We start from the raw sequence: 26,774 nt of genomic DNA, 5'->3' as shown, positions 1-26,774 counted from the left end.
AAAGTGCAGTTGGAAAAGATGATTGCTCGATTAGATGCTAAAAAGTCACCATATCTCAGTGATTACGAAATTCATCAACTCAAACAAAAAGAAATCGATATAAGACAATCGCGGATATTTGTTTTGATAACTTGGTCAATATCTATTATCGCAGTTATATATTTCGGTGCTCTTCCTGGTCGGACTGGAATGATATACTGGTCTCAAGAGCCAGGCTTGTTTATAACATGTTTAGTCATCTGGATTTCTGTAGGGGTGTATTTTTATGCTAACAGTGAAGACACCTAACAAGTTGCTTAATTACCGGGGTCAGTAATTACCGGGGTCTAATTACCGGGGTCAGAACAAAATATAATAATTACCGGGGTCAGAACAAAATATAATAATTACCGGGGTCAGAACAAAATATAATAGGCTAAACTTACATCAGATCTCGCCCCCAAAGGCTACGCTATAGCACGACTTCCCCGAGTGCATCAGGCCTGTTGCCAGAGCATATTGTTCAGCGAGGTAATAACCGCCAGGTTTGGTTGAAATGTTAACAGGGCGGCGACAACATAAAGGGCAGCGAGGGCGGCCAAAGGTGAGCCGGGTATAATTTTCATCTGACCCCAATAGTTCTTAATTTTCATCTGACCCCAATAGTTCTTAGGGCCAGAACAAAATGAAACAGTCTAAACTTACATCAGATTCCGATCACCGAAAGGCTACGCTATAGCACGACTTCCCCGAGTGCATCTGGCCGGTGTGGCAGAGCCTATTATTCAGTGCGGTAAATAGACTGTTAACATTTTCAACACTGAGAATGCTAACGGCTATAGTAGGGCAGAAAACGAGATTAGTTTATATCCTGAAATGTCAGTCCGCTAAGGCCAAGTTGGCGCACTACATTCAAAAAGCTATTTGGCAGATTCGTACTGTAAATTCCCAGGCTCAAACCTTGAACGCGAAACAGCACGCCATTTGAGACTCTGTCACCATCCAGCACCAGCTTTTTAAACATACGCATCGGTGTGCCGTCCCGGCGCACTTTGCGTTGTGACTGAGCTTCATTAAAAATATCTTCTTTGGCCAGAACATGAATAATGTACCAACGCCAGCCATCCACATTGATGGGCAAGAATTCAACGTAATCGCTTATAAATGGCCGCAGCTTTTCGCAGGTTTCTGCCGAGGCAGCAAACGCTATTGCACCAAAAGCAGCAATATCAGGCTGTGGTTTTACCCGCTCGTCGGGGTTGTAAAACCAGGTTACTTCCATCGGTGCCCAGTTATCCGCTAACGGCTTGCCATATAAGCCAACCGGTTCGTCTATCTGCATTATCAGCTCTAATTCTGTTTCTTGCAGCATGGCGTATTGTTCGACGTCTGCAAACACACCGAAAACCTTGGTGTCAGCTATTACCTCAGACATCAGTTATCCTCCTATTCAGCGGGAACTCGCCATCTTCCAGTTCCTCTGCAACGTCACGCAGTGTAGAGATAATAGCATTGCGGCCCATACCTTCCGCAATGGTGGCTTCCAGTAAGAACTCCACATTCAAAAAGTAGGTATTTGTATGCGTTTTAGAATGCGATTGCGCATTAGGCAGGTACTCATGTGGACAATGCCGTTGAAAGCGCGGCAGGAATACCCCGTTACACTCATTATCTATATCAATTGCATACGCCGCCAGCCGAATTCGTGACTTAGCTGCGCGGGGATGATCCCAGGCAACAATGTGATGTGCCGCCATGTTTTTCTTGCGTTCACGACCAGCGGCCAGCATGTTATTTGACAACTTCTCATTGTGTTTCCGGGTATGCATCCAACGAATATGGCGACTCAGTTCTAACGTCTTTTGGTCAATAGCACCGCGCTTGTAGCGCACTGTGTCGATAACCGTATCCCGATAGTAAATAGCGTAGGCCATCGCAGCGGCCTGGCCATACTGTTTATTACCCGTGACATTAGTAAGATCTTCAGCCAGATCGCTTACAGAGAGATAAACCGACTCAGTAGCATTGTTCACGCAGTGCGCTCCTTGCAGAAAAGTTTTCCTAAGTTTACATAATAAATAATATATGTAAACGATAATGGTTAATTTTGGGGCCGTTAATACCTAAAACCGATATCAGGTTGGGACTGACTCATAATTTTGGGGTCACCCATTAGTTATTTTCTTAGAGAGAGGTTCGAAGCGAAGAAGGATAAAGTCAGAAACTCCGCATAATCCCCGCAAAAGCAGATTTTTTTTGCATTGAGTGGTAATTAGCCTGAATATAGCACCATAATCTTCCGTCCGGATACGACCATGACTGAGTTAAATGAACTGCTGGATTTGCTGAAAATATTGATCCGCGAGCCCAGTGTGGTGGGCGCAGAACATAGTTTTTTCAGGGTGCTGCAACGGGAACTGGAGGAGCGCGGCGCGCAGGTTACCTGGTATGAAGGCGTACTGGTAGCACAGGGCAATGCCCCCTTTAGCACCATGTTTTCTGCGCATATTGATCGCCACGGACTTGTCTGCACTGGCCCCGATGAATTTCAGTATGCTGCTTTTGTGGCAGGAAACCGCTCCGATTTGCTGGGAAACTCCGTATCCGAGCAGTTGATCAATAAAATTGTTGACCGCTTTGATACTACGCCAGTGATGGCGTATGAGCCCTGGTCCGGTGCCTACCGCGGGAGCGGTAAAATTGCATCAAGTTATGTCTGTGAGCGGCGTAACAACCTGATTTTCACTCTTGAGGGAATGTCGCATTTGGTCGCAGGCACGCCGGTGGCTTTCGCCGACAAACTCAGAATTGGTGCTGACAGCATCAGTGGTCAACTGGATAACGTGCTAACTGCGGCCTATTTGGTGCATTTGTTCAGTTTAGGTTTTCAGGGCACCGCCTTTTTTACGGCACAGGAAGAGGCTGGTAAGAGCTGGCGCTATCTGCTGGAATGGTTCCGGCGCTTTGGGAACACCACCAACCGGCTGGTGGTGGTGGATACCAGCCCCTACCCGGACAGAAAGGAGGCAGATCGCCAGCAACTGGTATTGCGACACAAAGACGCCAACGCCAGTTTCGATGCGCAACTGACCGACACACTGGCCGCTTTGTGCCAGGCATCAGGGGTTAGTTACAGCTACAAGGATGAATACATTGAACAGAAAAATGCGTTGTTAGCACCTGGACAATCTCCTCAGTCACTTGGCAGTACCGAAATGGGCAGGATTATCGCCGCCTCAGCGGGCGCAGTCACCGGTACCACACTGCAGATCCCCACGACCGGCTACCATACCATGGAAGAAACCGCATCACTGACATCCTGCGAGGCATTTCTGACACTGCTGAAGCGTCTGGCCGGTGTGTAACCCTATTATTCAGCGCGGTAATCACCGTCAGCTTTGGTTGAAGCGTTAACAGGGCGGCGGCATAAATAAAAACCCCAGCATCGGCTGGGGTTTTTATGTTTCGCTACCGGCCATGTTGTTAGCTACAACCGACTTAATGCCGCCAGGCTGCGTTCAATTTCCTGTTCGTTATTAATCAGGCTGGGGGCAAAACGGGCATAAGGGCGCCGGTACGGGGTGGTGCTGATGATAATGCCTTGCTCATGCATTGCTTTGTCTACCTGCCAGGGGGCCAGCTCCTTGTAATCAAAACAGACCATGCCGGAGGATAGCTCGGCCGACATCGGCGTGTGCAGCGTAACGCCTTTAATTTGCTGCAGGCCTTGTTTTGTCAGGGTGTTTAATTGGTGGATCCGCTGTTGCACCTCGGCTTTACCGAGCTGTAAATGCAGCTTAAAGGCTTCTGGTAAAGCCCAACGATGATCAAAGGCATGAAAGCCACCTGGGGTCATGTGTTCACCGGGTGGTACCTGATCCTGCGTCATATAGCCCAGCCATACCGCATAGGAGCGGCTGAAACTGGGCACCACTGCCTTACAATGCGCCCAGCCTCTATCACTGCCCCAAATAACACCGGTGCCACGCGGGCCAAACAACCATTTATGGGTACCGGCAATAAAGAAATCACAGCCCACAGTGCTGACATCAATATTCTCAATGCCAAAACCATGCACACCATCCACCATATACAAGATCTGATCGGCTTCATCCCGTGTTTGGTTTAGCTCTGCCAGCATCTTTGCAATTTCATGGATCGGCAGCTTTACCCCGTTCATCGAGTGAACCCAGGTTAGTGACACCACCTTGGTGGCCGGGGTAATGGCCGCTTTAAGCTTACTCAGTACCTCATCTTTGCTAACCAGCGCAGGGCTTTCATACAGGGATACGCGCCGTACTTTGGCACCGGTGCGCTCAGCACGCAATTGCAAGGATAAGTCCATGGCATAATGGTCGTGCTCTGTTTGCAGAATTTCATCATCAGGCCGCAACATCAGCCCGCTGGCCACCATGGCCAGCCCCATTGTGGTGCTGTCGGTCATGGCGATCTGGCCGGCGCTGCCGCCCATGTATTCCGCCGCAGCTTCGGCTATTGCCTTATCCATCTTGCCCACGTTGTCGTAGTAGTAATCAGCCGGATTTTCATCAAAAGCCCGGCGGTGTCGCTCTATCGCCTCGGCCACAGGCTTGGGGTGGGAAGACAGTAAAAAGGTCGCCAAATGCACGTGCTGGCGACTTAAAGCAAATAAGTCTCGCAATCCGATCCAATCGGCCGCTTTAAGCACAGTCGGAGCTGTTGCTTGCGCTAAGTTTGCCTGCGCCATAGCGGGGACCGACAGCAAGCTGCTGCCAAGCAACAAGGAGGTTTTGGTCAGAAATTCACGCCGCTGCATAACTAGCACCTGTGGTTGAATTTCGTACAGTATAGTTGGTTTTTGCAGCTACCAATCCGGTATTTCTGAACGCACGAATACAGCCATTAAAACTTCATTTATGTTTACTTGCTGAGTGAATTTATATAATACTTTAAGTTAATTATTTATTTTGATTTTCCGTGGTTGTTCAGGTGGAAGAACAGAATTTGAGAGTGATTAATCGTGGTACTTCATGTGTTTGTGAGTAGTAAGTTTGATTTAGAACAGCTAATTACCTCCTGCTCTGGATTACTGTGTCGGGCTGCACGCGCACTCAAAGGCAGAAATCAAGCTTATGAGATGGAGCTGCAAAGAATCATGGGGCATTAACCGTGAAGACTATTCTATTGAGCTTGATGTTAGCACTGACTATTTCTGGTTGCGCGACAGCAGATGATAGCCAAATGCCGTTGTTTCAAACCTATACGAAGTACACCGCATTAGTGGATAAAGACAATGTGCTAACGATAGCAGATCGCTATTTCAGCCCTTCATTATTAGGGGAAGATTATAAAAACAACCCTGGTGCTTCCAGTCAGCTGTTATTTCACAAACTCATGGCTGAAAAAGTCAACCACCGGGAGCTCGTGACTGGTCAGCATGGTTGCTTGTCCATTAATGGCTATGATGAAGGCAAGGAACCGCTGACATTTAGTCTTGCGTATATGCAATTGGATGATGCCTGGTTAATTGCACAAATCCATGTTGTTTTTCTGGAGAATGAAAGTGATTTTCCAGATGTGGCGACATGCCCCGATGCATATAGTCTGGATCCAGTCTGAACCCGGCTTTACGATAAGCCCCCGGAACAGGTGGGGGCAGCTATTTAAGGAGCTTTAGCAGCTGCTGCTCAATGGCAAAGACATGCTCGTCCTGCTCATCCATATCCCTTAATGCTTGTGCCAGTTGTAACAGGTAGTCGCTGTTGGGGCCACTTGGGCCTGCGCTGCTGGCGATATGGGCGGCGATAGCGGCGTCTGTGTCCGGGCCAAGATAAGCCTCATTATCGGCACTGGCTAAATACACCAGGCCTTGCGTTTGTCCTGGTTCGCCCAACCAATGCAACTCAGTGAATACCCGCAGGTAGCCGTTTTTCTCGCGGTGATCAAGGTGTTCAAAGGTATCGGGTGTTACTTCATAGGCCATGCCCGCGCAGCGGGCGCCTGGAGCCTCGATCAGGGTGAGTACCCGGCCTGGCGCCTGTGGCGTGCCACGATGATCATGCGAGCCCTGCCAGAAACGGCGTTGCCAGCCATAAATACAGGCCGGTTTGCACTGCATGTAAGGAAAATCAGCCTTGTAAATCAGGGAGCCATAACCAAACAACCAGACGGAATCAAGGTGATCCAAAGGCTGTTGCTGTTTGTTCAGGGCAATGGTGTTGTGCGACATAAAGCTCCACTCTGGCAGACAAGGTCATGGCTGGTGCCTGACATGGTAACAATTTTATCGCCGGTCGTGAGCATGCAGCTGCATGACTGACTAAAAAACTTGGCGCTTTCTTTCCCTGTCCATCCTTATGAATAGAGATACGATGCTATCGACATCCAGTGAACACAAACTCCAGCCATAGTGCTGGAGTTTGTCATAGCGTTCGTTCCGGGGCCGCCCGAGGCGAGAAGGGGATGAAATCACTTTTCATAAAAAACAAATAAGGTTACTTTGTATTCCATGAAGGCGTTTCAAAAAGGATAGGGTCATGCTAACGAAGTTCGTGCGCGTAAGTTTGTTGCTGCTGGCAAGCCAGGCCAGTTTCACTGCCACGGCCGATATCAGCCAGGCGCTGCAGCATGAAGTGCGCAGCGAAGCCAATAAAGTGCGGGACGATGCCCGCAAACCTGAACAAACGCTGACCTTTTTTGAAGTGACACCGCAAAGCACCGTGGTGGAAATATGGCCAGGGGCTGGCTGGTATACCGAGGTGCTGGCACCCTTGCTGGCCGATCAGGGCAAGCTGTACGCGGCGCATTTCTCTGATAAGTTTACCTTGTTAAGCGCCGATTACATGCAGAAAGTGCGCTCTGACTACCAGAAGAAACTGGCATCACACCCGGTCTATCAAAATGTCACCCTTACCGAGTTTGCACCCATAGCCGATATGACGATAGCGCCGCCTGAAAGCGCCGATGTTGTGCTGTCTATCCGCAATCAGTTTTATATCTTTGAAGGCGAGCAGTCGCTGCGCCATGGCCTGGCCAGTTTTTACCAGGCACTAAAACCGGGTGGGGTATTGGGGGTGGTGGCACCGCTGTTGCCTGAAGATAAGCTGGAAACCGATTGGCAAGGCTCTGGTTATGTGCCAAAACAACTATGGTTGGATTTAGCGGCAGAAGCCGGTTTTCATTTCGAAGCCAGCAGCGATTTGCTGCACAACCCCAAAGATACCGCCGATCACCCGGACGGGATCTGGTCACTGCCCCCGGCTTTAGCGGGTGGGGATACCGATAGAGAAAAATACCTGGCTATTGGTGAGGCTCATCAGATGGTGTTGCGGTTTCGAAAGCCGGTTGGTTAGGTTGGGTTTGAGAGTAGATACGGGGCGCAGCTTAATTTAGTTCTTAACATCGATTTTTGGGGTGATAAATGCTCTGACGCTTTCATTACCTTGTGTCAGAAAACCTTTCCTAGCCTTTTTTAACATAAAGGAAGATCTATGCCTCTGGACCTAAGCAACACGTTGGTTGTTGGTATTTCAGCTACCGCACTATTTGATATGAGTGAATCAGACAACATGTTTCGTGAAGCGAAGGCTGAAGATCCAGATAAGGCGATTGAGCTTTTTCGTGATTACATGCGTAAAAACGAAGATATTCCGCTGCAATCTGGTACTGGCTATCCACTAGTTAAGGCTTTGCTTGGACTGAACAAGTACATGCAAGATGGTGATAATTCACCGTTGGTTGAAGTAGTTGTAATGTCACGTAATAGTCCTGACACAGGGCTTCGAGTGTTGAAAACCATCCGTCATGAAAAACTAAACATTACCCGTTCTGCTTTTACGGCGGGAGAGTCGGCAGCAGATTATGTAGAAGCCTTTGATGTAGATTTGTTTCTTACAACAGATGTAAAAGACGCACAGCAAGTTATTGACTCTGGCCATTGTGCTGCTGCCATTTTAAAAGACCCACCAAAAGACAGTGCGGCAATACCAGAAGGTCAGGTGCGTATTGCTTTTGACGGTGATGCCGTGTTGTTTTCTGATAAAAGTGAACTGGTTTATAAAACTCAGGGCATGGCGGCATTTCATGCGCAAGAAGATGCAATGCAAGATACCCCAATGGAAGAGGGACCTTATGCCACACTACTGAAGAAATTGGCGAAACTACAGGACCGATTACCAATGCGTGTCGAATACTCACCAGTTCGCATTGCTATAGTTACCGCTCGCAATAGTCCGTCTGAAATGCGTGTGATAAAAACCTTAAGAGCTTGGGGGGTCTACGTTGATGAGGCATTTTTCTTAGGTGGTCTGGAAAAAGGCAAAGTTCTAAAAGCGTTCAAACCACATATTTTCTTCGATGATCAGGATGTGCATTTAGAGGCTGCAGCTAATTTAGTTCCATCTGGTAAAGTGCCGTATTTAAGTAGTTCCCAATTATCATCAATGCCGGTGAGTGCTGAAGCTGTCAGTTCGTCAGAACAAAAACTGGAGGCAGTTAAAATTTAACCTCTGTCTTAGGCTCAACAAGCCTTAATCCATGCTACGCTCTGTCATCAGGATCAAACAGTTTCTTGGCTTATAATATCTGGGGCAGATACAAATTATATCTCTGAACCGAAGGCTTAACGAGCCCCACTAGCCAAGCTTGCTTTAACAACTGTAAGGTTGCTAAGCTGCTTGTGCTAAGTATTTTGAAATACCTAAAAGCCATAGCGTTGGTAAAAGTCGTTTACGGCATCTTCGCCTCGCCACTTTTGACTATCGCAAGTGCTCTATTAATACGTGCCTTCCCCCTGTAAAAAAGCTTCAACATTTAACGGGCAGACAGCGTTGACGACAAAGTCATCTTTACTACCTAATAAATCCAGCATTACATCATTTAATTTCCAATGCCCTTGTTCTAATACAAACTCAATGTTGACGGTTGCTGGTGTTTGCTGAGTTGTGATGACATTAATGCTGAAGCAGCCTCGATCACCATTTACTGAGTAAAAATGTGTATGCTCTTGGTCAATCAATGAACTGACATAGCTAAATATCGGTGAAAATTCATCAAGGGTTGGTTCATTGCTCTCGTGCCACAGCGAGACCACTCTTTGACTGAAAATATCCGCTTGAAGTTGCTGGACGTTATTGTCACGAGATGCTTGGAGAAACGTCGTATACAGCGAATAGAATGGGGAGTTGCTTTGTGCAGACCAAGCGCAGCCGATGAGCGAAAAATAAAAGGCTATAACAACAAATCTTTTAATGGCCAAATGCATTTAATGCCTCCTCGGTACGTTGCTTATGTGATTTGAGCGCTCGGGCGGCCTGACAGAGCAAACCACTGCACGAAGTGATTAGTGCCTCCATATCCACGTTGCCTCTGAAACCAATGCTACCAATATTATAAAAGCTAACTACCGCATGATAATTCACTTTACCATTCTCAGCGCGTGAAAATGACACATTGATATTCCTAACCTGGGTGCTTATTTGCTCCAAAGCAGGTGAACCGTTAAATCGTAGCGAGCCAACTCGTGAAGACAGCATTGCATTACCATCCTGGTCTACGACCAGTCTGTAATTATCATTTCCTAACATGACTTTGGTGGTAAGCCCTTTATTTTCTTGGTAGGCAATCTCGACAAGTTTTGCAATGGTTAGACGCAACTCTATTTCATGGTTCATATTCAACATCCATTTAAGTTCTATTTTTGTTATTTTATGTTTTATTTGGGTTTTTGTCTTTATATATTTGTGTTGTTGATTGCGTTTCTGTGTGGTTTTTGGGTGGTGCCAGATAAGCATTAAATCCTAGCTGCTTTCACTCAGCAACCATTCGCTAAAGCCTTGTGGCGGCACAAGGCACTTGGTGTCCCGATTCACTTACTCGTTAGCGTCCGTACCCAAAACACTAACCCCGAAGCACAAACATCTGATATGCGAACTCAGCGCCGTACTGCCGGTAGATGTTGATTTCTTGTTGGCTATCCAGCAAAGCCCTTGAGTTTGGCAGCTGCGGTTTCATGGCATCTATGCGCTCTTGCAGCGGCTGGTAGTAATTTTGCCAGGCCTGGTCGCTGAGTGAGAACTGATCCACCAGTTGGTAGCCTGCGTCCTGCATTCGTTGGATGCAGGTGGCGATGTTCTGCATATCCGGGTAGCCCTGCTGCCAGAAGTCACGCGCTTCCGGGCTTGGTGCATCCGTCAGCCAAACCAGCTCGCTCAGCACCAGATAACCACCAGGTTTTAAGAATGTCTTCCAGTAGCGCAGTGCCTGCACCAGGCCCATGATGTAGGCAGAGCCTTCCGACCAAATCGCATCAAAGCTTTGTTCGGCAAAAGGCAGCTCCGTCATGCTGGTGCAAAGTGCCGTCACCCGTTTGGTGAACCCCAGCACTTCCAGTTGCTGCTGCAAAGCCTCCAGAGCCGTAGGCTCGTTGTCGATTGCGGTGATGCTGGCAGTGGTATGCTGTGCCAGCAGGGTGGTGGCAATGCCTTTGCCACAGCCAATTTCCAGCAGGGTGGCAGGTGGCGGTGACAATAGTGCCAGCGCACGCAAGGTATCCTCTGCACTGCCGGGCGCCCAATAGTTTAAGCCCTGGTAGACGGCCATAAAGTCCGCCATGTACTGTTCGTGTTCGTTCATATCGTGTGATAACCATTTTAAGCGCAGGGCTTCTTTTTCATTGAAACCCTGCTGTTTTAGCCAGGATAAATGAGCATCCGGCGCTGCTTGGTCAATGGCCTGATGCCAGGCGCGCAGCGTTGAATGCCCTAACAAGCTTGCCAGCAAATGCCGCGCCTGCTGCTTTTGTGCTATTTCGTGATCCAGTTTCTGCAGGCGGGCCTGCAGCAAACTTTGGTTTAACTTGGCATCGAGGCAGGCTTTGCACTCGCTAAGCGACAAGCCTCCTGCCTGCAGTTGTTGCAGCAAATACAGTCGCTGCCTGTCTTGCTCGCTATAGAGCCGATAGCCATTGCTTTGGCGTTGCGCGCGCAGCAATCCTTGCTTTTCGTAATACAACAAAGCGGTACGCGATAGTCCGGCCAGTTGGGCCAGTTCAGATATTCGATACATCGCCGGATCCTTTGCCAAAGTAAAGTGCAGCATAAACTGTAAAGTTATAGACGAGTCAAGCGATGAAGTCTGTTGAAAGTGCAACAATGCGATATGCATAACAGCGATCAACGGTAGGCTTTTTTAGGCCGCAAGGTGGCAAAACAAGCGCCATAGACTCTGAAATTACGTATATAATGCTGGCTTTTCCCCTTCAGGTTGTTTTGTTGTGACTAGCCTTGATAAAACAGTGGAATTGTCGCCGTCGCCTATCACAGCGCCAGCGTTGATGGTATTGCCGGTGGTCGGTGCGGTGAGTGTGGTGCACTTGCTCAATGATCTGATCCAGGCGGTATTGCCGGCCATTTACCCGATGCTAAAACAGGATTATGCGCTCAGCTTTACTCAGATTGGCCTGATCACGCTGATTTTTCAGCTGACCGCTTCTGTACTGCAACCTGCTGTCGGCTTTTATACCGACAAACATCCAAAACCGGCTTTACTGCCGCTCGGCATGGTGTTTACCCTGCTGGGGCTGGTGCTGCTGAGCCTGGCCCAGCGTTATGACATGCTGCTGTTGGCGTCGGCGATGATAGGGCTGGGCTCATCAACCTTTCACCCTGAAGCAGCCAGAGTCGCACGCATGGCTTCCGGCGGGCGTTATGGTTTGGCGCAGGCGATGTTTCAGGTGGGTGGCAATGCCGGCTCGGCGCTCGGGCCTTTGCTGGCCGCGATGATCATTATTCCGCGCGGCCAGGGCAGTATCGGCTGGTTTTGCCTGTTTGCCATTGCGGGCATTATGCTGCTGACGCGGGTAAGCCGCTGGGTGGTGCAATCCAATGCCAGACAACGGCTTGGCAGTGCGGCAAAACAGGGCAATGGCCTGAACGTCCGTCAAACCCGCCAGGCACTGCTGGTACTGGCGCTGCTGATTTTCTCCAAATACGTCTACATGACCTGCCTGACGAATTTTTACACCTTTTATCTGATCGAAAAATTTGCCGTATCGGTAGCCGATTCGCAGCTGTTTTTATTTTTGTTTTTAGCCGCCATCGCGGTGGGCACGGTGGCCGGCGGTCCCATCGGTGATCGCTTTGGCCGCAAGTGGGTGATCTGGGCATCGATCCTGGGCGCGGCACCGCTGGCGTTAATGCTACCCTACAGCAACTTATTCGGTGCGGCGCTATTAACGGTGCTGATTGGCCTGGTGATGTCGTCGGCCTTTTCAGCCATTATTGTGTTTGCTCAGGAGTTGATGCCGGCCAGGGTGGGGATGATTTCCGGGCTGTTTTACGGCCTGATGTTTGGCATCAGTGGCATTGCCGCGGCAGTGCTTGGCATGCTGGCAGATGCAACCAGTATTGGTTTTATTTTCAAGCTGTGTGCCTGGTTTCCGCTACTGGGCATACTGGCATTCTGGCTGCCGGATATGCGCCGCAGCAGGGCATAGTCGCCAGCAGGCAGATAAAAGTTAGCCCGAGCAAGATAAAACTGCGCAGCTGTGCAATCAGATTTATGGTTTTATTAAGCCGGATTGCATCAGCTACGCCGGGTATGTTTCAGCTCAGCTTTGCGCACATACCACTAGCAACCAAGCTCTTTTGTTAGCCCACCAGTTTGTCCAAATATAGGGCCTACTTTATAGCCCGGTAAATTAGGCATGATGTTTAAACCTGTGCGGTATTCCACATTGAAGCCCGTTACTTCGTAACTGCAGTAGTCAGCGTTTCGCGCCAGGCTTTGCTCCATAATAAAAGCAGACATTTCAACCCAGCCATTGTTATCGGTAACGATTGCCTTGAAGTAGCCCGAAGGTATGGTGTGTTGCTTCGAAGTACCTGGTAAGGTGCCAAAGTGCCACTCATACAAGGGGCCGGTCACAACGTAAACATCCTGGCCAGTGCGTGCTAAAACCCGAACAGCATTTTCCAGGCGTGCCCAGGGGCCTTGATTCAGGTTTGCCGCCTGAGGCGTTACATTCGACAAGTAGTTCGTGGTAGCCCAGTGCTCTGTATTGCTGAATGAAGCTAATGGCACTTGGTGGCCGCGATCAGTGCCTAGAGTTGCATGGGCACCATTGTAATCTGAGGGTATCAAAGTTTGGGAGGCATGAATGATAGGATCTTGCCGCCAATTGCGATTGCGGGATGGGCCATCAATCGTCTGGCTGGTGACCCGGTATGCCACCCAATCTGCAAACTTGGTGTTGGCGTTGTTTTGCAGTGTATAGATTGGCCGTTCAATGAATTGACCGGATGCACCCGTCGGGCAGCCATAAGCACAGTTTTGTGCATAGATAGCAAAGCTGGCAATGAACAGCAAAAGCGTTGCAGTTACACGTAGTAAGTTCATAGTGGGTCCTGGTTTTTGTTGGTAAGCGGCTAGTGCCAAGGGGACGGTATCAGTGCAATGTGACTCTGGGATTAACTTTGAATGACAACACGTGAGCGCTAGTTGAACTATCGGGGGCAGATCAACGGCTTGCTTAGTACGGTTTTGCTGCACCAACCCTTAGCTACCGCCGACCACCCGGCAGGGATCTGGCAATTGCTGCCGAAATTAGTGCTGCAATTCACTGATCGCATTGCCCTTGAGAGCGTACTCTTTGATTGGTCTCCAGCGTCATCCTAATTTCTAACGAAAAGAAGCCATATTTATGCGATATGTTCTATTTACTGCTGCGGCGGGAGCCGTCGTAGCGGCTGCTGTGTATGCGGTTACTGTGAGTGGCCGGGCACCGGTCAGTGCCCAGGATTTTGTCAATTTACAACAAGGCGACACAATTCAGATGGGCTTTAGGCGCGCTCATGCGAATGGTTTTTGTATTAGTGGCGAATTTCAGGCCTCTGGTGAGTTAGCCGCTTACTCCAGCGCCAAAGCATTGCAGCCTGGCAGCTACCCCTTTATTGGCCGCATGTCCATTGCCGGGAATAACCCAACGGCACCCGATTTGCGCGCACCAGTCAGAAGCCTGGCGCTAACCATTTTGCCTGACACGGCGGACCAGTGGCGCACTGCGATGAATACACCGCCGGTGATGGCGGTAGCGACGCCGGAAAAGTTTTATCAACAGCTGTTGGCCATTCAAAGCAATACCGTGCCGCAGTTTTTTGCTGACCATCCGGAAACTGCGCATTTTCTAGAGTGGCGTAGCCACTATCAGCCAAGCCAAAGTTATGCCACTGAGCGCTACCATAGCATTAATGCTTTTTATCTGGTTGACCGGCAAGGCAAACGGCAGGCAGTGCGCTGGGCGGCCTTGCCACTGACCGATGATGCTGGCGTCATTGCGGACGAAGAAGCACCAGATGCCTTGCAGCAGGAGTTTTTCAATCGGCTGCAGCAAGGGCCGGTCCGCTTTGATGTGCAGTTTACCCTGGCAACTGCCAACGATGATCCGGCCGACGCCACTATTCCCTGGCCGGAAACCAACCCACAGCTCAGTGCCGGTACTATTGTGATTGAACAAGCCAGCGTGCAGCAAGAGGGCGCCTGCAATGCGCTTAATTTCGACCCCCTGGTGCTGCCTGCTGGCTTTGCACCATCGGCAGACCCGATTCTACGCGCCCGCGCAGCCGCCTATGCCGAATCGCACCGGCGCCGGGCCCGCGAAGTCTTGATGCAGCAGTTTGCCGGAGGTGCCAATGAATAAGCCGCAGTCTTATCCTTTTGCCATGCGGGTGATGCATTGGCTGATGGCAGCGTTAGTGCTTAGCCTGCTATTTGCCGGTTTAACCATGGTCAAGTCACTGGGGCCCTGGCAGCAGCAACTGCTGGCCTGGCACAAAGCCATGGGGTTGATTGCCTTGCTGGCGATTGTGGTGCGCCTCATCATTCGTCTGCGCTCAGATACGCCAACATTACCTGCTAGTGTGCCGAACATGCAGCAACTGGCAGCGAAGCTCACGCAACTTGGCTTTTATCTGTTGCTCTTTGTGATGCCGCTATCCGGCTATTTAATGCAAAACGCGGCCGGCCGGCCACTGAGCTTATTTGGGCTGCCATTGCCATCCTTGCTTCATACCGATTTAGCCCTGTACGGCTTGTTCCGCGAAATTCATGGCTGGGCAGCGCTGCTGTTGGTGCTGCTGATCGTGGTGCATAGTTGTGCCGCGCTCTATCACGGCTTGATTAAGCGGGATGGAGTGTTTCGCAGTATGGTACGAAAATAGCTCATGGCGTGCGAGAAGGTCACGGCATTGCTTGGTGCAGTGACCTTTTTAAGAAAAGAGTCAGTCTGAGTTTTGTTGCAACAAGAACTCTGCCAATGCCTGATAAGCCGGTAACGAGGTCGCATCATTGGCGCTGTTGCTGGCAACCGGATGCGAGGCGAAACGCACAATCACCATGTCAGCGGTCGGGTCGATGTAAATGGTCTGCCCATGCACACCCCTGGCAGCAAAAGCCTGATGCGGATTATGAAAGACCCACCACATACTGCGGTAACTGCCACCGGTTAAACTGCTAAAACCGTCCGCAAAGGCCGCTTGATCACCACCGGCCTGAATGCTGCGAGCCAGCTCTGGCGCTATGATGCCGGGTTTACCTAGTGTTGCATCCAGCAGTGCTTGCCCCAAACGGCCCAAATCCCGCAGGGTGGCACTGATACCGCCACCGGCAAAGGGGGTGCCGAGTCCATCGACAGTCACGTAGGCATCCTGTTGCATCCCCAATGGCTGCCATAAGAGTTCAGATACCAACTGGTGATAGGGTTTACCAGTTACGGTGGCGAGCACCCAGCCCAATACATCACTGTTGACGGTTTTATAGCCAAACACCTTGCCATGCTCTCCCGCGGCCCGGACAGTCATCAGATACTCAAAATAACCGACTGGCCCCTGATAGCTGGCAGGCTTAGGCAGCGGGTTAGCCGCAGCACTGTATTGCCAGATATCCGCATTTGGATCGGCATAATCTTCACTGTACTGAAGCGCAGTGGTCATATCCATCACCTGCCTCACCGTCGCGTTGGCAAAGGCCGAACCCTGAAGTGCAGGTATCAGCTGACCAACCAGAATGCTCTCATCAAGCTGCCCCTGTGCAATCAGCATTTCTGCCAATAAACCGGTGATGGATTTGGTCATCGACATCGCGGCATGATGTTGTTGTGGGCCCAAACAGCCCCGATAGCTCTCGTACACCACCTTGCCGCGGTGGAGCACCAAAAGTCCATCGGTATAATTGGCCGCCAGGCTCTCTTGCCAACTGATGGGTGTGCTGGTCCCTGTAGGAGTGAACTGCAATTGGTCAATCGACGAAATGAGTGCTTCTGGCAGTGGGGCATAGTGGTCGATGGCGCGCGGAATGGCTGCAGTAGGCAGTAACTCACGCATGTGACACACGCTCCAGCGTAACTTTGGGAAACTAAAGAAGTTGCTATCGGGCTGAGTGATCCGTTTCTCCACCGGCGGTGGAAAACCCTGCATCCAACCGAGCGTTCGTGGATCGGATTGTTCGGCATTTAATGGCTCTTTCAGTGAAGCTGTCGCTGTAGCGGACAAAACACCCGCCGCCATTAAAACGGTGAGAAGGAATGCGACTATCCGTTGCGGACTGGCTAAACCCATAGCACTGCTCCTTGTTATGTGGCTTAATTCAGCTTAACAGTGAATAGCTTGTTGCTCCAGTGGCTTTAACCCCCCGTCACCAAGGGCGCAGATTTACATGAATTCAAAGCTAAACATTGAAGGCAAAGGTTTCTGGCGAACGCGTTGTGCTTTTCAGGGGCCAGTCAATTGGCGACTTCGTGCGGCTTTGTTGCTACCTGCTCCAGCGCGGTAATCATTTCTTCAGGATAAACCGAGTGATACAAGGCCCGCATGCGGCCATCCCGGTAACTTTGCAGCAGCGCCTGCTGCCAGCGCGCTACACGCTCAACAGGTACATCACGACTAAACGCCAGGTACTGGCGGGTTTCGATAAAGCCGTTCAACTGCACCAGTTCAATACCCAGCTCTTCAACTTCTTGTGCTCTGAGCGCTGCCGACGTCTCACTGAGTAAAATAATATCGACCCGGCCACGCAGCAACAAATTGAAGCAGTCGCCATGTTGTACTGTTTTGAACAAATTGCGCTCTTCATTAAATCCCAGCTCGATAAGCTTATCGAGATACACCGATTGAATGTACTCGCAGGCGATATAGTGCTTCGGCCAATACGCGGGGGGAACTGCCACATTAAAATGATCTTTTCTGGCATAAAGCGCGATGCGATGAATTTTTAGCGGGCCTACCCATTGGAATAAGGATTCACGACTCGGTGTCCGGGTTGTTTCAAACAAGGCCGTGTTCGGTTGTGTTGTGGCCATGGCAAAGGCTCTTGCCCAGGGCATTAATTCAAAGTGGACGTTTTCATTGAGCTGCTCTGAGATGCTACGTAGCAGTTCGAAGGTCACACCGGCCAGCTCACCGTTTTCATCCAGGTACTCGCCTGGCGGGCTGTGCTCGGTCAGAAATTGCAACGCTGGCGCTGGCGCTGGGTCTGGTTTGGTCGCGTGCAGTGAACCGCTAACCCCTAAAAGTAACGCCAGCACAAATCGGTACACCATGCAAACACCTGTGTGGTTCGTGAAAGAACTGCTACAGCAGTCATTTTGGTTGATGGTAGTGCAGACTGATGCAATCACCAAGGATAATTTGCTTAGCGATAATTAAGGTCTGATACAGAGCTTGGATCGATCGCATCTTTCCTGGAGTTAGGCTAACCCGATGGCCTCTTGGTCCATTTGCTAAACCTTTTCGTAAACTCCTTAGCAATACTTGACTAAAATACTCGGATAAATAGTTGAGTGTTTTACTCGGGTATTATACCATCACATATTTAATGTGATCTTCGCTTTTCAAGCGGCGCAAACGACTGCAGTGGCGTTGTTTGTTGGTTGTTTTGAGTAGACTGGTTATGAGGGGTTTATGAGAGGTACCATCACTGAAACGGTGACTCAGGTTCATCATTGGAATGACACGCTTTTTAGCATTAAAACCACACGTCGTCCTACCTTCACCTTTGAAAATGGTCAGTTCGTGATGATTGGCATCGAAGTGGACAACAAGCCACTGCTGAGGGCTTACAGCATTGCCAGTGCAAATTACGAAGATGAGCTGGAGTTTTTCAGCATCAAGGTACCGGATGGGGCTTTGACTTCACGGTTGCAACATATACAGGTGGGGCAGACATTGCATATCTCGACCCGTCCAACCGGCACTCTGGTCGCAGGCCACCTGACGCCTGGCGAGAATCTGTATCTGTTGGCCACCGGAACCGGCTTGGCGCCTTTTATGAGCATCATTAAGGATCCGACCATTTATGAGCAATTCAGCAAGGTGATTCTGGTCCATGGCGTGCGAACTGTGTCTGAGCTTGCGTACCAGGATGTCATCTGCAATGAGCTCCCTAACAATGAGTTTTTTGGTGATTGGGTACGTGACAAATTACTTTACCACCCCACAGTAACGCGTGAAGCCTACCGCCATGCCTTGCATCAGCAGCGGATCACCAGCTTACTGGAGTCGGACATCTTCACCGAGCACTTGGGTATGCCGCCACTGAGCCCGGAGCGGGACAGGTTTATGCTGTGCGGTAATCAAGCCATGCTGGATGACACCATGGCTATTTTAAATGCCCGAGGTTTTAGCAAAGCCAACTCTCGTCAGCGCGGCGATTACGTCATCGAGCAGGCTTTTTTGGAAAAATAGACTACTTTTTTGCAGGAATAGTGTTATGAGTGAAGCCGCAGCCACCGTTCAGCATGCGCTAATGCAGCTTGGCCTTGAGACGCCAATGATTGAAAACGGACTGAGTCCGGAAGAAAAGTACCTACAGATTACCTGGTTGATGACTGAGGTTATGACCACTCTCGGGCTCGATCTAACCGACCTGAATGCAGGCACACCTGAAGCCAACCGATAGACCACCCCCGGATACAGCATGCAAGCTATCAAGTGCCTGCTGTATTTCAGGAAACCCAACCAATTGCAGCAAAGCTTTCGATCGTTGCAAGCCCTGCATTTCTGATGACTGAATTCTTCATTGACTATTTACTGCACCAACTGGACGGTATACTATTCGCATTACTGTACCAACCAGACGGTTTTTTGAGGGTGGATCATGAACAAACGAGCCAAGGTCACCAAAGCGCAGATCATTGAAGCGGCACTGAGCGTGGCCGCCGAGAAGGGCGCGGGCAAGGTGACGCTGGATGAAGTCGCCAAAGTCAGTGGCTTTAGCAAAGGCGGCTTGCTGTACCATTTCCCCAGCAAAGAAGCGCTGATCACCGCCATGGTGCAACAGTTGGTGGATGACACTGAAGCTGGCCGGCAGCAACTGCTGGCGCAGGGCGACAATGCGCTGACCGCCATGATTAAATCGCATGTTCAGTTAAGTGAGCAGGTGCAATGCAATACCGCTATGGCCATTCTGGCTGCTGCAGCCGAGCAGCCAGGACTGCTCAACCCGGTGCAGCAGGCTTGTCGGCATCTGCTGTGCGATATCAATGCGGAAAGCGGTGATAACCCGGAAGCGATGTTGTTGATGCTGGCCTGCGATGCGCTCTGGTTCCAGGATATGTTGTCGATTTCACCACTGGATGCACCGCAAAAAGACCAGTTGCTGCAGTACATGCTGCGCCGCGCTAAGGAGCTGATGCCATGAGCAGGCTTTTTTCTTCGATAAATCAGGGCACTGCTGCGCTGATGGCTCTGCTGTTATTGCTGGGGCTGACTGCCTGCTCGAAGGCGCCGGAGGATGAGGCTCAGCTTGCGCCTGTCACGGTGAAACTGGTTATGGCCAATGGCGACTCGCAGCTAAGCAGCCGCAGCTTTGTTGGCCGGGTCGATGCGGTCAGCACGGTCGATCTGGCATTTCAGGTTGGAGGTCAGGTCACGAAGCTTGCGGTGCAGCAAGGTCAGGTGGTAGCAGCCGGCGGGGTGTTAGCAGCGCTTGATCCTGCCGATTATCAGTTGGCGTTGCAGCAAGCCAGGGTGCAGCTGGATCAGGCCAAACGCGATTTGGAGCGGGCGAGGCCATTGCGCGAGCAGGGCATATTAACGCCATCGGATTTTGAACAGCTGCAAACCAGTTACGAACTAGCCAAAGTAGCGTTGGAGAATGCCAGCCGCAATATTGCTCACGCCCAACTGGAAGCTCCTTTTGATGCCCTGATCACCCGCCGTCTGATTGAGCGCTATGCCACTGTGGCAGCTGGCACGCCGGTACTGCGGGTGCAGAACATCAGTGAGCTTCGGGTGCACATCAATGTACCGGAGCAATTGATGCGCCTGGTCAATGACAGTGCCGATTATCAGGTATCGGTGCGCTTGCCGGGGCAGGATGCTGCCTACCCGCTGGTGTATCGCGAACACGCCACCGAAGCCGATCCGATGACGCAAACCTATCGGGTCTCCTTTGCTCTGGCGCGGATCCCAGAAGTGAACCTGATGCCGGGCATGACCGTGAGTGTGGTCACTGAGCGTACCCAGCAACCAAGCAGCTTATCGGTGCCTTTATCGGCCATAGATACCGCCACACCGGAACAATTTCATGTCTGGCGTTACCTTAGTGACAGCCAAACCGTAGAGCGGGTTCAGGTGCAGCTTGGCCAGATCCATGGCCAGCAGGTCGATATTCTAAGTGGCGTGCAGTATGGCGATCAGTTGGTTTCGGCTGGCCACGCGCAGTTGCAACCGGGGCAGCGGGTGCGGCCTTTTCAGGCTTACTGAGTAAGGACGCCGCATGAAAATTGCCAGTTACGCCATTGATAATCAAATCAGCACCTGGATGTTGGTACTGTTATGTTTTCTTGGCGGCTTGTGGGCGCTTGCCACCATAGGCCGTTTGGAAGATCCTGCCTTTACTTTAAAAGAAGCCATCGTGATGACGCCTTATCCGGGCGCTACGGCCGAGGAAGTCGAGCGGGAAGTGACGGAAAAAATGGAGTCGGCCATTCAGCAGCTGTCACAGCTAAAACGCATCAGCTCCAAATCCATGCCGGGCATGTCGGAAATTCGGGTCGAAATTCAGGACAAGTACGATGGCCGGCAGATGCCGCAAATCTGGGATGAACTGCGACGTAAAGTCAGCGATATCCGACCGCAGCTGCCAGCCGGCGTTCTGCCGCCGATGGTCAATGATGATTTTGGTGATGTGTTTGGCATCTTCTATGCCGTCACCACTGAAGGTTTCAGCGATCGCGAGATCCGCGAGCTTGCAACTTTTTTACGGCGGGAAATGCTCACGGTACCAGGGGTGGCCAAGGTGCAAACGGCCGGCGAGCCGGAAGAAGCCATTTATGTTGAAATACCGCATGAGCGCCTGCTGGGGCTGGGCTTACCGCCCGCTGCCATTGTCGATACCCTGCAATCCGAAAATGCTGTGGCCCCGGCTGGCTCGGTGCTGATTGGCGATAAACGGGTGCGGCTGGTCAATAAGCCGGGACTGGATTCAGTGGCTGCGATTGAACATGTGCGTATTGGCAATCCGGGCTCAACCGAGCAGCTTAGCATTTACGATGTGGCCGAGGTGCGCAGAGAAGCGGTGGAAACGCCTTCGAAGCTGATCCGCTTTAACGGCCAACCGGCTTTTACCCTGGCGGTGGCGGGGTTAAGCGATGCCAATATCGTCGATGTGGGCAAAGCGGTCGATCAACATCTGACGTCGCTGCAGGCGCAAATCCCGCTTGGCGTCACGCTGCAGCCGATTTACCAACAGCATTTGGTGGTGGAAAAAGCCATCAATAATTTCATTGTTAATCTGACGCTGTCGGTGCTGATAGTGATTGCTGTGCTGTGCCTTGCTATGGGGTGGCGGGTTGGCCTGGTGGTGGGCGCTACCTTGCTGCTGACGGTGCTGGGCACGGTATTTTTTATGCGGCTCTGGCACATTGAAATGGAGCGGATCTCACTTGGAGCGCTGATCATTGCGATGGGCATGCTGGTGGATAATGCCATCGTGGTGGCTGAAACCATGCTGATCAAGATGCAGCGCGGTATGCACTCGCGTCAGGCGGCCAGTGAAGCTGCCGCTCGCACTCAGATCCCGCTGCTCGGAGCCACCGTGATTGGCATTATGGCCTTTGCCGGTATTGGTTTATCACCGGATGCAACCGGCGAGTTTCTGTTTTCCCTGTTTGCCGTGATTGGTATTTCCTTGCTGCTAAGCTGGGTGTTGGCGATGACGGTGACGCCTTTGTTTGGCCATTATCTGTTTAAGCCTGCTTCAGGCTCTGCCAGCGTCGATCCCTACGCCGGTCGCTTTTATGGCCACTACGCCCGCTTGCTGCAGCTGACTCTGCGTCATCGCTGGGTGACGATTAGCGTGCTGGTACTCCTTACCGTCAGCAGTGTGGCCGGTTTTAGCCGGATCCAGCAGGTGTTCTTCCCGGCTTCGAATACGCCGATCTTTTATGTGAATTACTACTTGCCGCAGGGCTCGGATATCCACGCCACCGCCCGCGATATCGGCCATCTCGAAGATTTTATGCTGCAGCAAGCCGAAGTGGTGTCGGTAAGCAGCTTTATTGGCGGTGGTGCCAGCCGTTTTATGTTGACCTATGCACCTGAGCAACCGAATGCGGCCTATGGCCAGCTGATTGTAAGAACCGAACACCGCGATCAGATCCCGCCCTTGATGCAGCGGCTGCGGCAGCAGTTGCCACACGAATTGCCACAGGGCACCCTCTATACCCAGCAGCTAATGTTTGGCCCGGGTGCCGGTGCTAAATTGCAGGTGCGTTTGTCCGGAGCCAATGAAGCCGAGTTGCGCCGTTATGCACAGCAGGTGGAAGGCATTATGCGGGCCAGTGGGGGGATTACCGATATTCGTCAGAACTGGCGTCAGCCGGAGTTGGTGATTGTACCGGACTTTAACGAAGAGCGGGCCCGGGTCGCCGGCGTGAACCGGACTGATTTGGCGCAAACACTGGAGCTGGCCACCACCGGAGTGCAAAGCGGGGTATACCGTGAAGCCGATCGCCAAATTCCAATCGTGGTGCGGCCACCGGCGCATGAACGCCTCAGTGTGGATAATCTGCATGACCGGATGATCTGGAGCTCGGTGGACAACAGCTACATTCCGATCACTCAGGTGATCGACGGGCTGCAAACCCGCAGTGAGGAAGCGCGCATTCATCGCCGCGACCGGGTCCGTACCCTGACGGTGGAAGCCGAACCCAGGCTTGGCATCACAGCCGATCAGGCGCTCAGGCAGATTAAGGACGAGCTGATGCAACTGGAGTTGCCGACCGGCTACCGGTTAACTCTGGGCGGTGAGTACGAAGACTCTGCCGAAGCCCAGGCTTCACTGGCCAACCAGCTGCCACTGAGTTTTCTGGTGATGCTGGTGATCAGCATTTTGCTGTTTGGTTCGTTGAAACAACCGCTGGTGATCTGGTTGATCGTGCCAATGGCGATTTGCGGTGTAACGGCTGGTTTATTGCTCTCTGGCTTGCCCTTTGGCTTTACCTCCTTGCTGGGTTTTTTAAGCCTGTCGGGCATGCTGATGAAAAACGCCATCGTGCTGGTGGATGAAATCGACCTGCAATTGAAGCAGCTCCCGGATCAGATAGAGGCCATCGTGCAGGCCAGCGTCAGCCGGATCCGCCCGGTGATCCTGGCTGCGCTCACCACCATTCTCGGCATGCTGCCGCTGCTGTGGGATGCCTTTTTTAACAGCATGGCCGTGACCATTATGGGGGGGCTGGCCTTTGCCACTATCCTCACGCTGGTGGCGGTGCCTACCCTCTATGCCGTGGTGTTAAACATTCGAAGCGCAAAAAACAGTTAATCGGCTCGCAGCATGCCCCGGCTGAGCGCCGGGGCATGGCTAAAACCCTTGAACAATGTGCCCGTGAGTGACTGCTTATTTGCATGAGATTGGCCAAAAATTGCAGATAGTGGCGGTTATCTTCTACGCTTCCATGTAGAATGCGCGTTTTCTAAGCGCAGTCAGGTTTTCTGGTAAGCGCACATGGGTAGGATAGGTATGAAAAAGACATTCGCGTTAACGCACCCCAAGCTAAAACCAGCGCGTTGGGTGGACGCCATCAAGCATGAAATCAAAAAGTACCTGAACCGGGAGCGGCGCAAAGCGCTGCCAGCTGGCATGGACTACTGGACCTTTGATTGCCGCTTTGGCGCCACCGAAGATGTGGCTGTCAAAATTTTCACCTCGGACATCAATAAACACATCGATGCAGCTGTAGCGCAGGAAATGCCCGGCTTTTATCTCGAAATTCTGGCCAGAGCCTGCCAGCACCAGCCGCGCGATCGCCATGACGATACAGATGGCGACTTTGACGGCGCCAGTGACTAATTTTCCCTTTTTAAACTGTAGCTATTCTACAGAGGAACTCCTATGCAATTTTCATCTTTAGATTTAGCGGCAGATTTACAGCGCGCTCTGGTCGAATGCGGCTACAGCGAGATGACGCCGGTGCAAGCCCAGGCCATCGTGCCAGCACGTCGCGGTAAGGATTTGCAGGTCACGGCGCAAACCGGTACCGGTAAAACCGCCGCTTTTGCCATCCCGCTGTTGCAGCGCATGCTGGATACACCCAAAGCGAGCCAACAGCGTCGGCCAAGGGCTTTGATTTTAACACCGACCCGCGAACTGGCCGAGCAAATTGGCCACGCAATCACGGCATATGCGCAGTTTTTGCCGCTGAGCGTAACTGCCTTGTTCGGCGGAGTGAAGATGGGCGGCCAGGCCAATAAATTAGCGGCTGGCGTAGACATGGTCATCAGCACCCCAGGCCGTTTGCTGGAACATCTGGCGCTTGGTAACGTGATGTTAAGCGACGTGGAATTTGTGGTGCTGGATGAAGCCGACCGCATGCTGGATATGGGCTTTAGCGCCGATGTGCTGAAACTGCTGCAGATGACAGCAAACAACCGGCAAACCTTGTTGTTCTCTGCCACCACCTCGCCTGCGGTCAACGAGCTGTCGCATAAAATCCTGAAGAATCACCAGCAAATTCGGGTGACCAAAACCAACAGCGCAGCGGATACAGTGAACCATGTGGTGTATGCGGTGGAAGAAAGCCGCAAAATCGAGTTATTTGAACAGCTGCTGGCCGAGCAGAACTGGTTTCAGGTGTTGGTGTTTACCAGCACCAAAGAGCAGGCAGACCGTTTGTTAGCTGGCCTGCAGCAACGCCGTATTGAAGCGGCGGTCTGTCATGGCGATAAAAGCCAGGGGGCAAGGCGCCGTGCACTCGCTGATTTTAAATCAGCCAAGTTGCAGGTATTGATTGCCACCGAAGTGGCAGCCCGTGGCCTGGATATTCAGGGCCTGGATTATGTGGTGAACTTTCATCTGCCGTATTTACCGGAAGATTATGTGCACCGTATCGGCCGTACCGGCCGGGCCGGGGCGAGCGGCCATGCCATTTCCTTTGTCAGCCGTGAAGAAGAGCAAAGCTTAGAGCGTATTCAAAAGCTGATGGGCACTACCATTCAACGCATCTCCAAACCTGGTTTTGAAGTCAGTACTCGCGATTCGCTGCTAAAAAGTATTTCGCGCAAGGTGCTGATTGGGCGTGCCAATAAGGCATCCGAAACCACTATTGACCTGGAGCGCTCAGGCAAGGCTGGCTCAAAAACCAAGACTAAGCCGAAAGCCACTGCTACATCAAAAGTCAATGCCAGGCCAAAGGCCAAAGCTGGCCGCAGTAAGTAAGGGGGGGGAGTGAGCTGGCAAACCGGAGCTCGCGAAGCCACCCCTTTGCTGGGTGGTTACATCCCTGTGGCCATTTCTTTTGGCATGGTTGCGGTGCAGGCAGGCTTTAGTGTCTGGCATACCATTCTGATTTCGACCCTGATTTATGCGGGCGCTTCGCAATTTCTATTTGTGGCGATGGTGGCGGCTGGTGCACCCTGGAGCTTGGTGGTGGTGATGACGCTGCTGATTAATGCGCGTCATGTGGTGTACGGGCCAAGTATAGCGCCCTGGTTGCCCAAAAGTCGTTGGTGGCCTTTTTTAAGCCATGGTCTGACCGATCAAATCTTTGCCCTGGCGCTGAGCCGCCTGCCACAGTTGCCTGCCGGGCAGCGCTTAGGCTGGTACAGCGGTGCTATGTTGCTGGCCTGGTTCAGCTGGGTGGCTGGCACTGCCGCTGGAGCCATCGCCGGTGAAGAACTGAGCCGGCACTGGCCTTTGTTGGGCGAGATCATGCCTTTTGCGCTGCCGGCCCTGTTTTTGGTGCTGCTGGCGCCCCGTTTTACCTCCCGCAGCTGGAGCATTGCACTGGGTTGCACCATCGGCGTGGCCATGGTGCTTACCCTGTATGGCTTTACCAATGCGTCGATCCCGTTGGCCGCTGCATCCGGAGCCCTGTGCTTTTATCTGACGACTTTGCATGCACGGGCCGGAGGGCGTCTTGATGGATAACGGCTTCTGGTTTGCATTGCTACTGGTCAGCGTGGGTACCCTCTGCATGCGTTTACTGCCTTTGCTTTGGATGCAGCGCCATTTGTTAAAACAAAAGCGCAAAGGCGGCCTGGCGGCCATCCCTGGGTGGCTTAGTGTGCTTGGTCCCTTAATGATTGCGGCCATGCTGGGTGTCTCGCTGGTGCCGGCGACAGTTGGTTGGTCGGCCTGGCTTGCCACCTTGTTAGGTGCTCTTGCTGCGCTGATGGCCTGGCTGTGGACCAAATCACTCGGTTGGCCGGTGCTGGCAGGGGTGAGTATCTATGGTTTGGCTATTCTGTTGGCTCGCCTGATGACGGGTGGATGAGGCGTGTTTTTGTATCTGTATTTGGTTACATTTGTATTTGTAACTAAAT

At 51.6% G+C, this 26,774-nt stretch carries 28 protein-coding genes; 17 read left to right on the top strand and 11 right to left on the bottom strand.

The features are described from left to right. On the top strand, positions 1-288 hold a 288-nt coding region (locus tag BLW37_RS18800), incomplete at its 5' end, for a hypothetical protein (RefSeq protein WP_216351826.1). Positions 289-476: 188 nt separating this feature from the next. On the opposite strand, the gene BLW37_RS18940 is transcribed toward BLW37_RS18800, so the two are convergent. The 3 genes from BLW37_RS18940 to BLW37_RS08935 form a co-directional block, all read right to left on the bottom strand. Then, the gene (locus BLW37_RS18940; RefSeq protein WP_281248653.1) at positions 477-605 is read right to left on the bottom strand and encodes a hypothetical protein; all 129 of its coding nucleotides are present in this window, start codon (positions 603-605) and stop codon (positions 477-479) included. A 233-nt stretch (positions 606-838) separates the two neighbouring features. Continuing rightward, complete coding sequence (locus BLW37_RS08940) at positions 839-1,414, bottom strand: hypothetical protein (RefSeq protein ID WP_091341983.1); 576 nt, start codon at positions 1,412-1,414, stop codon at positions 839-841. Further along, positions 1,407-2,012 carry an AHH domain-containing protein gene (locus BLW37_RS08935; protein WP_245785667.1) on the bottom strand — a complete coding sequence of 202 codons (606 nt, stop codon included), beginning with the start codon at positions 2,010-2,012 and terminating at the stop codon, positions 1,407-1,409. Before BLW37_RS08935 ends, BLW37_RS08940 begins: the two co-directional genes overlap by 8 nt. Before the next feature lie 282 nt (positions 2,013-2,294). On the opposite strand from BLW37_RS08935, the gene BLW37_RS08930 reads away from it, so the two are divergent. Next, complete coding sequence (locus BLW37_RS08930; RefSeq protein WP_091341981.1) at positions 2,295-3,344, top strand: peptidase M42; 1,050 nt, start codon at positions 2,295-2,297, stop codon at positions 3,342-3,344. A 122-nt stretch (positions 3,345-3,466) separates the two neighbouring features. On the opposite strand, the gene BLW37_RS08925 is transcribed toward BLW37_RS08930, so the two are convergent. Further along, on the bottom strand, positions 3,467-4,774 hold the full coding sequence (locus BLW37_RS08925; protein ID WP_091341978.1) for an aminotransferase class V-fold PLP-dependent enzyme: 1,308 nt from the start codon (positions 4,772-4,774) through the stop codon (positions 3,467-3,469). A gap of 353 nt (positions 4,775-5,127) precedes the next feature. Between BLW37_RS08925 and BLW37_RS08920 the strand changes: the two genes are divergently transcribed. Beyond that, positions 5,128-5,577 carry a hypothetical protein gene (locus BLW37_RS08920; protein ID WP_139243687.1) on the top strand — a complete coding sequence of 150 codons (450 nt, stop codon included), beginning with the start codon at positions 5,128-5,130 and terminating at the stop codon, positions 5,575-5,577. 40 nt (positions 5,578-5,617) lie between these two features. Here the strand turns inward: BLW37_RS08920 and BLW37_RS08915 are convergent, their stop codons facing one another. Beyond that, on the bottom strand, positions 5,618-6,187 hold the full coding sequence (locus BLW37_RS08915; RefSeq protein WP_091341973.1) for a gamma-glutamylcyclotransferase: 570 nt from the start codon (positions 6,185-6,187) through the stop codon (positions 5,618-5,620). A gap of 307 nt (positions 6,188-6,494) precedes the next feature. Here BLW37_RS08915 and BLW37_RS08910 point away from each other — a divergent pair, with 307 nt between their 5' ends. Then, positions 6,495-7,310 (top strand): class I SAM-dependent methyltransferase, encoded by an 816-nt coding sequence (locus BLW37_RS08910; RefSeq protein ID WP_091341972.1) that lies wholly within the window; start codon positions 6,495-6,497, stop codon positions 7,308-7,310. Between the two features lie 138 nt (positions 7,311-7,448). After that, positions 7,449-8,462, top strand: coding sequence for a 5'-nucleotidase (locus BLW37_RS08905; RefSeq protein WP_091341969.1), 1,014 nt, complete (start codon positions 7,449-7,451; stop codon positions 8,460-8,462). Positions 8,463-8,731: 269 nt separating this feature from the next. Here BLW37_RS08905 and BLW37_RS08900 read toward each other — a convergent pair whose 3' ends face one another. From BLW37_RS08900 to BLW37_RS08890, 3 genes are all read right to left on the bottom strand, one after another. Beyond that, positions 8,732-9,220: a hypothetical protein gene (locus BLW37_RS08900; RefSeq protein WP_091341968.1), complete on the bottom strand. Its 489-nt coding sequence runs from the start codon at positions 9,218-9,220 to the stop codon at positions 8,732-8,734. Next, on the bottom strand, positions 9,204-9,749 hold the full coding sequence (locus BLW37_RS08895; protein WP_091341966.1) for a hypothetical protein: 546 nt from the start codon (positions 9,747-9,749) through the stop codon (positions 9,204-9,206). The genes BLW37_RS08900 and BLW37_RS08895 overlap by 17 nt, the downstream gene beginning before the upstream one ends. 106 nt (positions 9,750-9,855) lie before the next feature. Continuing rightward, positions 9,856-11,022: a MerR family transcriptional regulator gene (locus BLW37_RS08890; RefSeq protein ID WP_091341964.1), complete on the bottom strand. Its 1,167-nt coding sequence runs from the start codon at positions 11,020-11,022 to the stop codon at positions 9,856-9,858. A 268-nt stretch (positions 11,023-11,290) separates the two neighbouring features. Here BLW37_RS08890 and BLW37_RS08885 point away from each other — a divergent pair, with 268 nt between their 5' ends. After that, complete coding sequence (locus BLW37_RS08885) at positions 11,291-12,451, top strand: MFS transporter (protein ID WP_091341962.1); 1,161 nt, start codon at positions 11,291-11,293, stop codon at positions 12,449-12,451. Positions 12,452-12,585: 134 nt separating this feature from the next. Here the strand turns inward: BLW37_RS08885 and BLW37_RS08880 are convergent, their stop codons facing one another. Next, positions 12,586-13,353 carry a DNA/RNA non-specific endonuclease gene (locus tag BLW37_RS08880; protein ID WP_091341961.1) on the bottom strand — a complete coding sequence of 256 codons (768 nt, stop codon included), beginning with the start codon at positions 13,351-13,353 and terminating at the stop codon, positions 12,586-12,588. 304 nt (positions 13,354-13,657) lie between these two features. Here BLW37_RS08880 and BLW37_RS08875 point away from each other — a divergent pair, with 304 nt between their 5' ends. Together BLW37_RS08875 and BLW37_RS08870 are read left to right on the top strand one after the other, a co-directional pair. After that, complete coding sequence (locus BLW37_RS08875) at positions 13,658-14,653, top strand: catalase family peroxidase (protein WP_091341959.1); 996 nt, start codon at positions 13,658-13,660, stop codon at positions 14,651-14,653. Beyond that, on the top strand, positions 14,646-15,173 hold the full coding sequence (locus BLW37_RS08870) for a cytochrome b (protein ID WP_091341957.1): 528 nt from the start codon (positions 14,646-14,648) through the stop codon (positions 15,171-15,173). Before BLW37_RS08875 ends, BLW37_RS08870 begins: the two co-directional genes overlap by 8 nt. A 60-nt stretch (positions 15,174-15,233) precedes the next feature. Here the strand turns inward: BLW37_RS08870 and BLW37_RS08865 are convergent, their stop codons facing one another. Together BLW37_RS08865 and BLW37_RS08860 are read right to left on the bottom strand one after the other, a co-directional pair. Further along, positions 15,234-16,568, bottom strand: a complete 1,335-nt coding sequence (locus BLW37_RS08865) for a serine hydrolase domain-containing protein (protein WP_091341956.1) — start codon at positions 16,566-16,568, stop codon at positions 15,234-15,236. A gap of 164 nt (positions 16,569-16,732) precedes the next feature. Then, the gene (locus BLW37_RS08860) at positions 16,733-17,548 is read right to left on the bottom strand and encodes a substrate-binding periplasmic protein (protein ID WP_091341954.1); all 816 of its coding nucleotides are present in this window, start codon (positions 17,546-17,548) and stop codon (positions 16,733-16,735) included. Positions 17,549-17,909: 361 nt separating this feature from the next. Between BLW37_RS08860 and BLW37_RS08855 the strand changes: the two genes are divergently transcribed. The 9 genes from BLW37_RS08855 (at position 17,910) to BLW37_RS08815 (ending at position 26,725) form a co-directional block, all read left to right on the top strand. Then, complete coding sequence (locus tag BLW37_RS08855; RefSeq protein WP_091341953.1) at positions 17,910-18,692, top strand: ferredoxin--NADP reductase; 783 nt, start codon at positions 17,910-17,912, stop codon at positions 18,690-18,692. 25 nt (positions 18,693-18,717) lie between these two features. Continuing rightward, positions 18,718-18,906, top strand: a complete 189-nt coding sequence (locus tag BLW37_RS08850; RefSeq protein WP_091341951.1) for a hypothetical protein — start codon at positions 18,718-18,720, stop codon at positions 18,904-18,906. 198 nt (positions 18,907-19,104) lie between these two features. After that, complete coding sequence (locus BLW37_RS08845) at positions 19,105-19,647, top strand: TetR/AcrR family transcriptional regulator (protein WP_091341949.1); 543 nt, start codon at positions 19,105-19,107, stop codon at positions 19,645-19,647. Further along, positions 19,644-20,714 carry an efflux RND transporter periplasmic adaptor subunit gene (locus BLW37_RS08840; protein ID WP_245785666.1) on the top strand — a complete coding sequence of 357 codons (1,071 nt, stop codon included), beginning with the start codon at positions 19,644-19,646 and terminating at the stop codon, positions 20,712-20,714. Before BLW37_RS08845 ends, BLW37_RS08840 begins: the two co-directional genes overlap by 4 nt. A 13-nt stretch (positions 20,715-20,727) precedes the next feature. After that, complete coding sequence (locus BLW37_RS08835; RefSeq protein WP_091341947.1) at positions 20,728-23,775, top strand: efflux RND transporter permease subunit; 3,048 nt, start codon at positions 20,728-20,730, stop codon at positions 23,773-23,775. Between the two features lie 198 nt (positions 23,776-23,973). Then, on the top strand, positions 23,974-24,303 hold the full coding sequence (locus BLW37_RS08830; RefSeq protein ID WP_091341945.1) for a DUF6172 family protein: 330 nt from the start codon (positions 23,974-23,976) through the stop codon (positions 24,301-24,303). Between the two features lie 42 nt (positions 24,304-24,345). Beyond that, a complete protein-coding gene (locus BLW37_RS08825) occupies positions 24,346-25,668 on the top strand; it encodes a DEAD/DEAH box helicase (protein ID WP_091341943.1) in 1,323 nt (440 codons plus the stop codon). A gap of 9 nt (positions 25,669-25,677) precedes the next feature. Beyond that, entirely contained in the window at positions 25,678-26,379 is a 702-nt protein-coding gene (locus BLW37_RS08820; RefSeq protein WP_245785665.1) for an AzlC family ABC transporter permease, read from the top strand. Next, complete coding sequence (locus BLW37_RS08815; protein ID WP_091341941.1) at positions 26,372-26,725, top strand: AzlD domain-containing protein; 354 nt, start codon at positions 26,372-26,374, stop codon at positions 26,723-26,725. The genes BLW37_RS08820 and BLW37_RS08815 overlap by 8 nt, the downstream gene beginning before the upstream one ends. Positions 26,726-26,774: the final 49 nt, after the last annotated feature.

Source organism: Alkalimonas amylolytica (assembly GCF_900107845.1).
Taxonomy (GTDB): Bacteria; Pseudomonadota; Gammaproteobacteria; order Enterobacterales; family Alteromonadaceae; genus Alkalimonas; species Alkalimonas amylolytica.
The sequence above is the reverse complement of the archived record's forward strand: the minus strand, read 5'-3'. Positions and strand labels throughout refer to the sequence as shown.

What these genes read in the sequence shown, in the direction of transcription:
- BLW37_RS08860 (WP_091341954.1), bottom strand. Translation starts at nt 17,548, where the DNA reads ATGGTGTACCGATTTGTGCTGGCGTTACTTTTAGGGGTTAGCGGTTCA.
- BLW37_RS08940 (WP_091341983.1), bottom strand. Translation starts at nt 1,414, where the DNA reads ATGTCTGAGGTAATAGCTGACACCAAGGTTTTCGGTGTGTTTGCAGAC.
- BLW37_RS08830 (WP_091341945.1), top strand. Translation starts at nt 23,974, where the DNA reads ATGAAAAAGACATTCGCGTTAACGCACCCCAAGCTAAAACCAGCGCGT.
- BLW37_RS08930 (WP_091341981.1), top strand. Translation starts at nt 2,295, where the DNA reads ATGACTGAGTTAAATGAACTGCTGGATTTGCTGAAAATATTGATCCGC.
- BLW37_RS08815 (WP_091341941.1), top strand. Translation starts at nt 26,372, where the DNA reads ATGGATAACGGCTTCTGGTTTGCATTGCTACTGGTCAGCGTGGGTACC.
- BLW37_RS08895 (WP_091341966.1), bottom strand. Translation starts at nt 9,749, where the DNA reads ATGCTTATCTGGCACCACCCAAAAACCACACAGAAACGCAATCAACAA.
- BLW37_RS08885 (WP_091341962.1), top strand. Translation starts at nt 11,291, where the DNA reads ATGGTATTGCCGGTGGTCGGTGCGGTGAGTGTGGTGCACTTGCTCAAT.
- BLW37_RS08910 (WP_091341972.1), top strand. Translation starts at nt 6,495, where the DNA reads ATGCTAACGAAGTTCGTGCGCGTAAGTTTGTTGCTGCTGGCAAGCCAG.
- BLW37_RS08850 (WP_091341951.1), top strand. Translation starts at nt 18,718, where the DNA reads ATGAGTGAAGCCGCAGCCACCGTTCAGCATGCGCTAATGCAGCTTGGC.
- BLW37_RS08845 (WP_091341949.1), top strand. Translation starts at nt 19,105, where the DNA reads ATGAACAAACGAGCCAAGGTCACCAAAGCGCAGATCATTGAAGCGGCA.
- BLW37_RS08875 (WP_091341959.1), top strand. Translation starts at nt 13,658, where the DNA reads ATGCGATATGTTCTATTTACTGCTGCGGCGGGAGCCGTCGTAGCGGCT.
- BLW37_RS08835 (WP_091341947.1), top strand. Translation starts at nt 20,728, where the DNA reads ATGAAAATTGCCAGTTACGCCATTGATAATCAAATCAGCACCTGGATG.
- BLW37_RS08890 (WP_091341964.1), bottom strand. Translation starts at nt 11,022, where the DNA reads ATGTATCGAATATCTGAACTGGCCCAACTGGCCGGACTATCGCGTACC.
- BLW37_RS08855 (WP_091341953.1), top strand. Translation starts at nt 17,910, where the DNA reads ATGAGAGGTACCATCACTGAAACGGTGACTCAGGTTCATCATTGGAAT.
- BLW37_RS08880 (WP_091341961.1), bottom strand. Translation starts at nt 13,353, where the DNA reads ATGAACTTACTACGTGTAACTGCAACGCTTTTGCTGTTCATTGCCAGC.
- BLW37_RS08840 (WP_245785666.1), top strand. Translation starts at nt 19,644, where the DNA reads ATGAGCAGGCTTTTTTCTTCGATAAATCAGGGCACTGCTGCGCTGATG.
- BLW37_RS08925 (WP_091341978.1), bottom strand. Translation starts at nt 4,774, where the DNA reads ATGCAGCGGCGTGAATTTCTGACCAAAACCTCCTTGTTGCTTGGCAGC.
- BLW37_RS08870 (WP_091341957.1), top strand. Translation starts at nt 14,646, where the DNA reads ATGAATAAGCCGCAGTCTTATCCTTTTGCCATGCGGGTGATGCATTGG.
- BLW37_RS08915 (WP_091341973.1), bottom strand. Translation starts at nt 6,187, where the DNA reads ATGTCGCACAACACCATTGCCCTGAACAAACAGCAACAGCCTTTGGAT.
- BLW37_RS08900 (WP_091341968.1), bottom strand. Translation starts at nt 9,220, where the DNA reads ATGCATTTGGCCATTAAAAGATTTGTTGTTATAGCCTTTTATTTTTCG.
- BLW37_RS08865 (WP_091341956.1), bottom strand. Translation starts at nt 16,568, where the DNA reads ATGGGTTTAGCCAGTCCGCAACGGATAGTCGCATTCCTTCTCACCGTT.
- BLW37_RS08825 (WP_091341943.1), top strand. Translation starts at nt 24,346, where the DNA reads ATGCAATTTTCATCTTTAGATTTAGCGGCAGATTTACAGCGCGCTCTG.
- BLW37_RS18940 (WP_281248653.1), bottom strand. Translation starts at nt 605, where the DNA reads ATGAAAATTATACCCGGCTCACCTTTGGCCGCCCTCGCTGCCCTTTAT.
- BLW37_RS08905 (WP_091341969.1), top strand. Translation starts at nt 7,449, where the DNA reads ATGCCTCTGGACCTAAGCAACACGTTGGTTGTTGGTATTTCAGCTACC.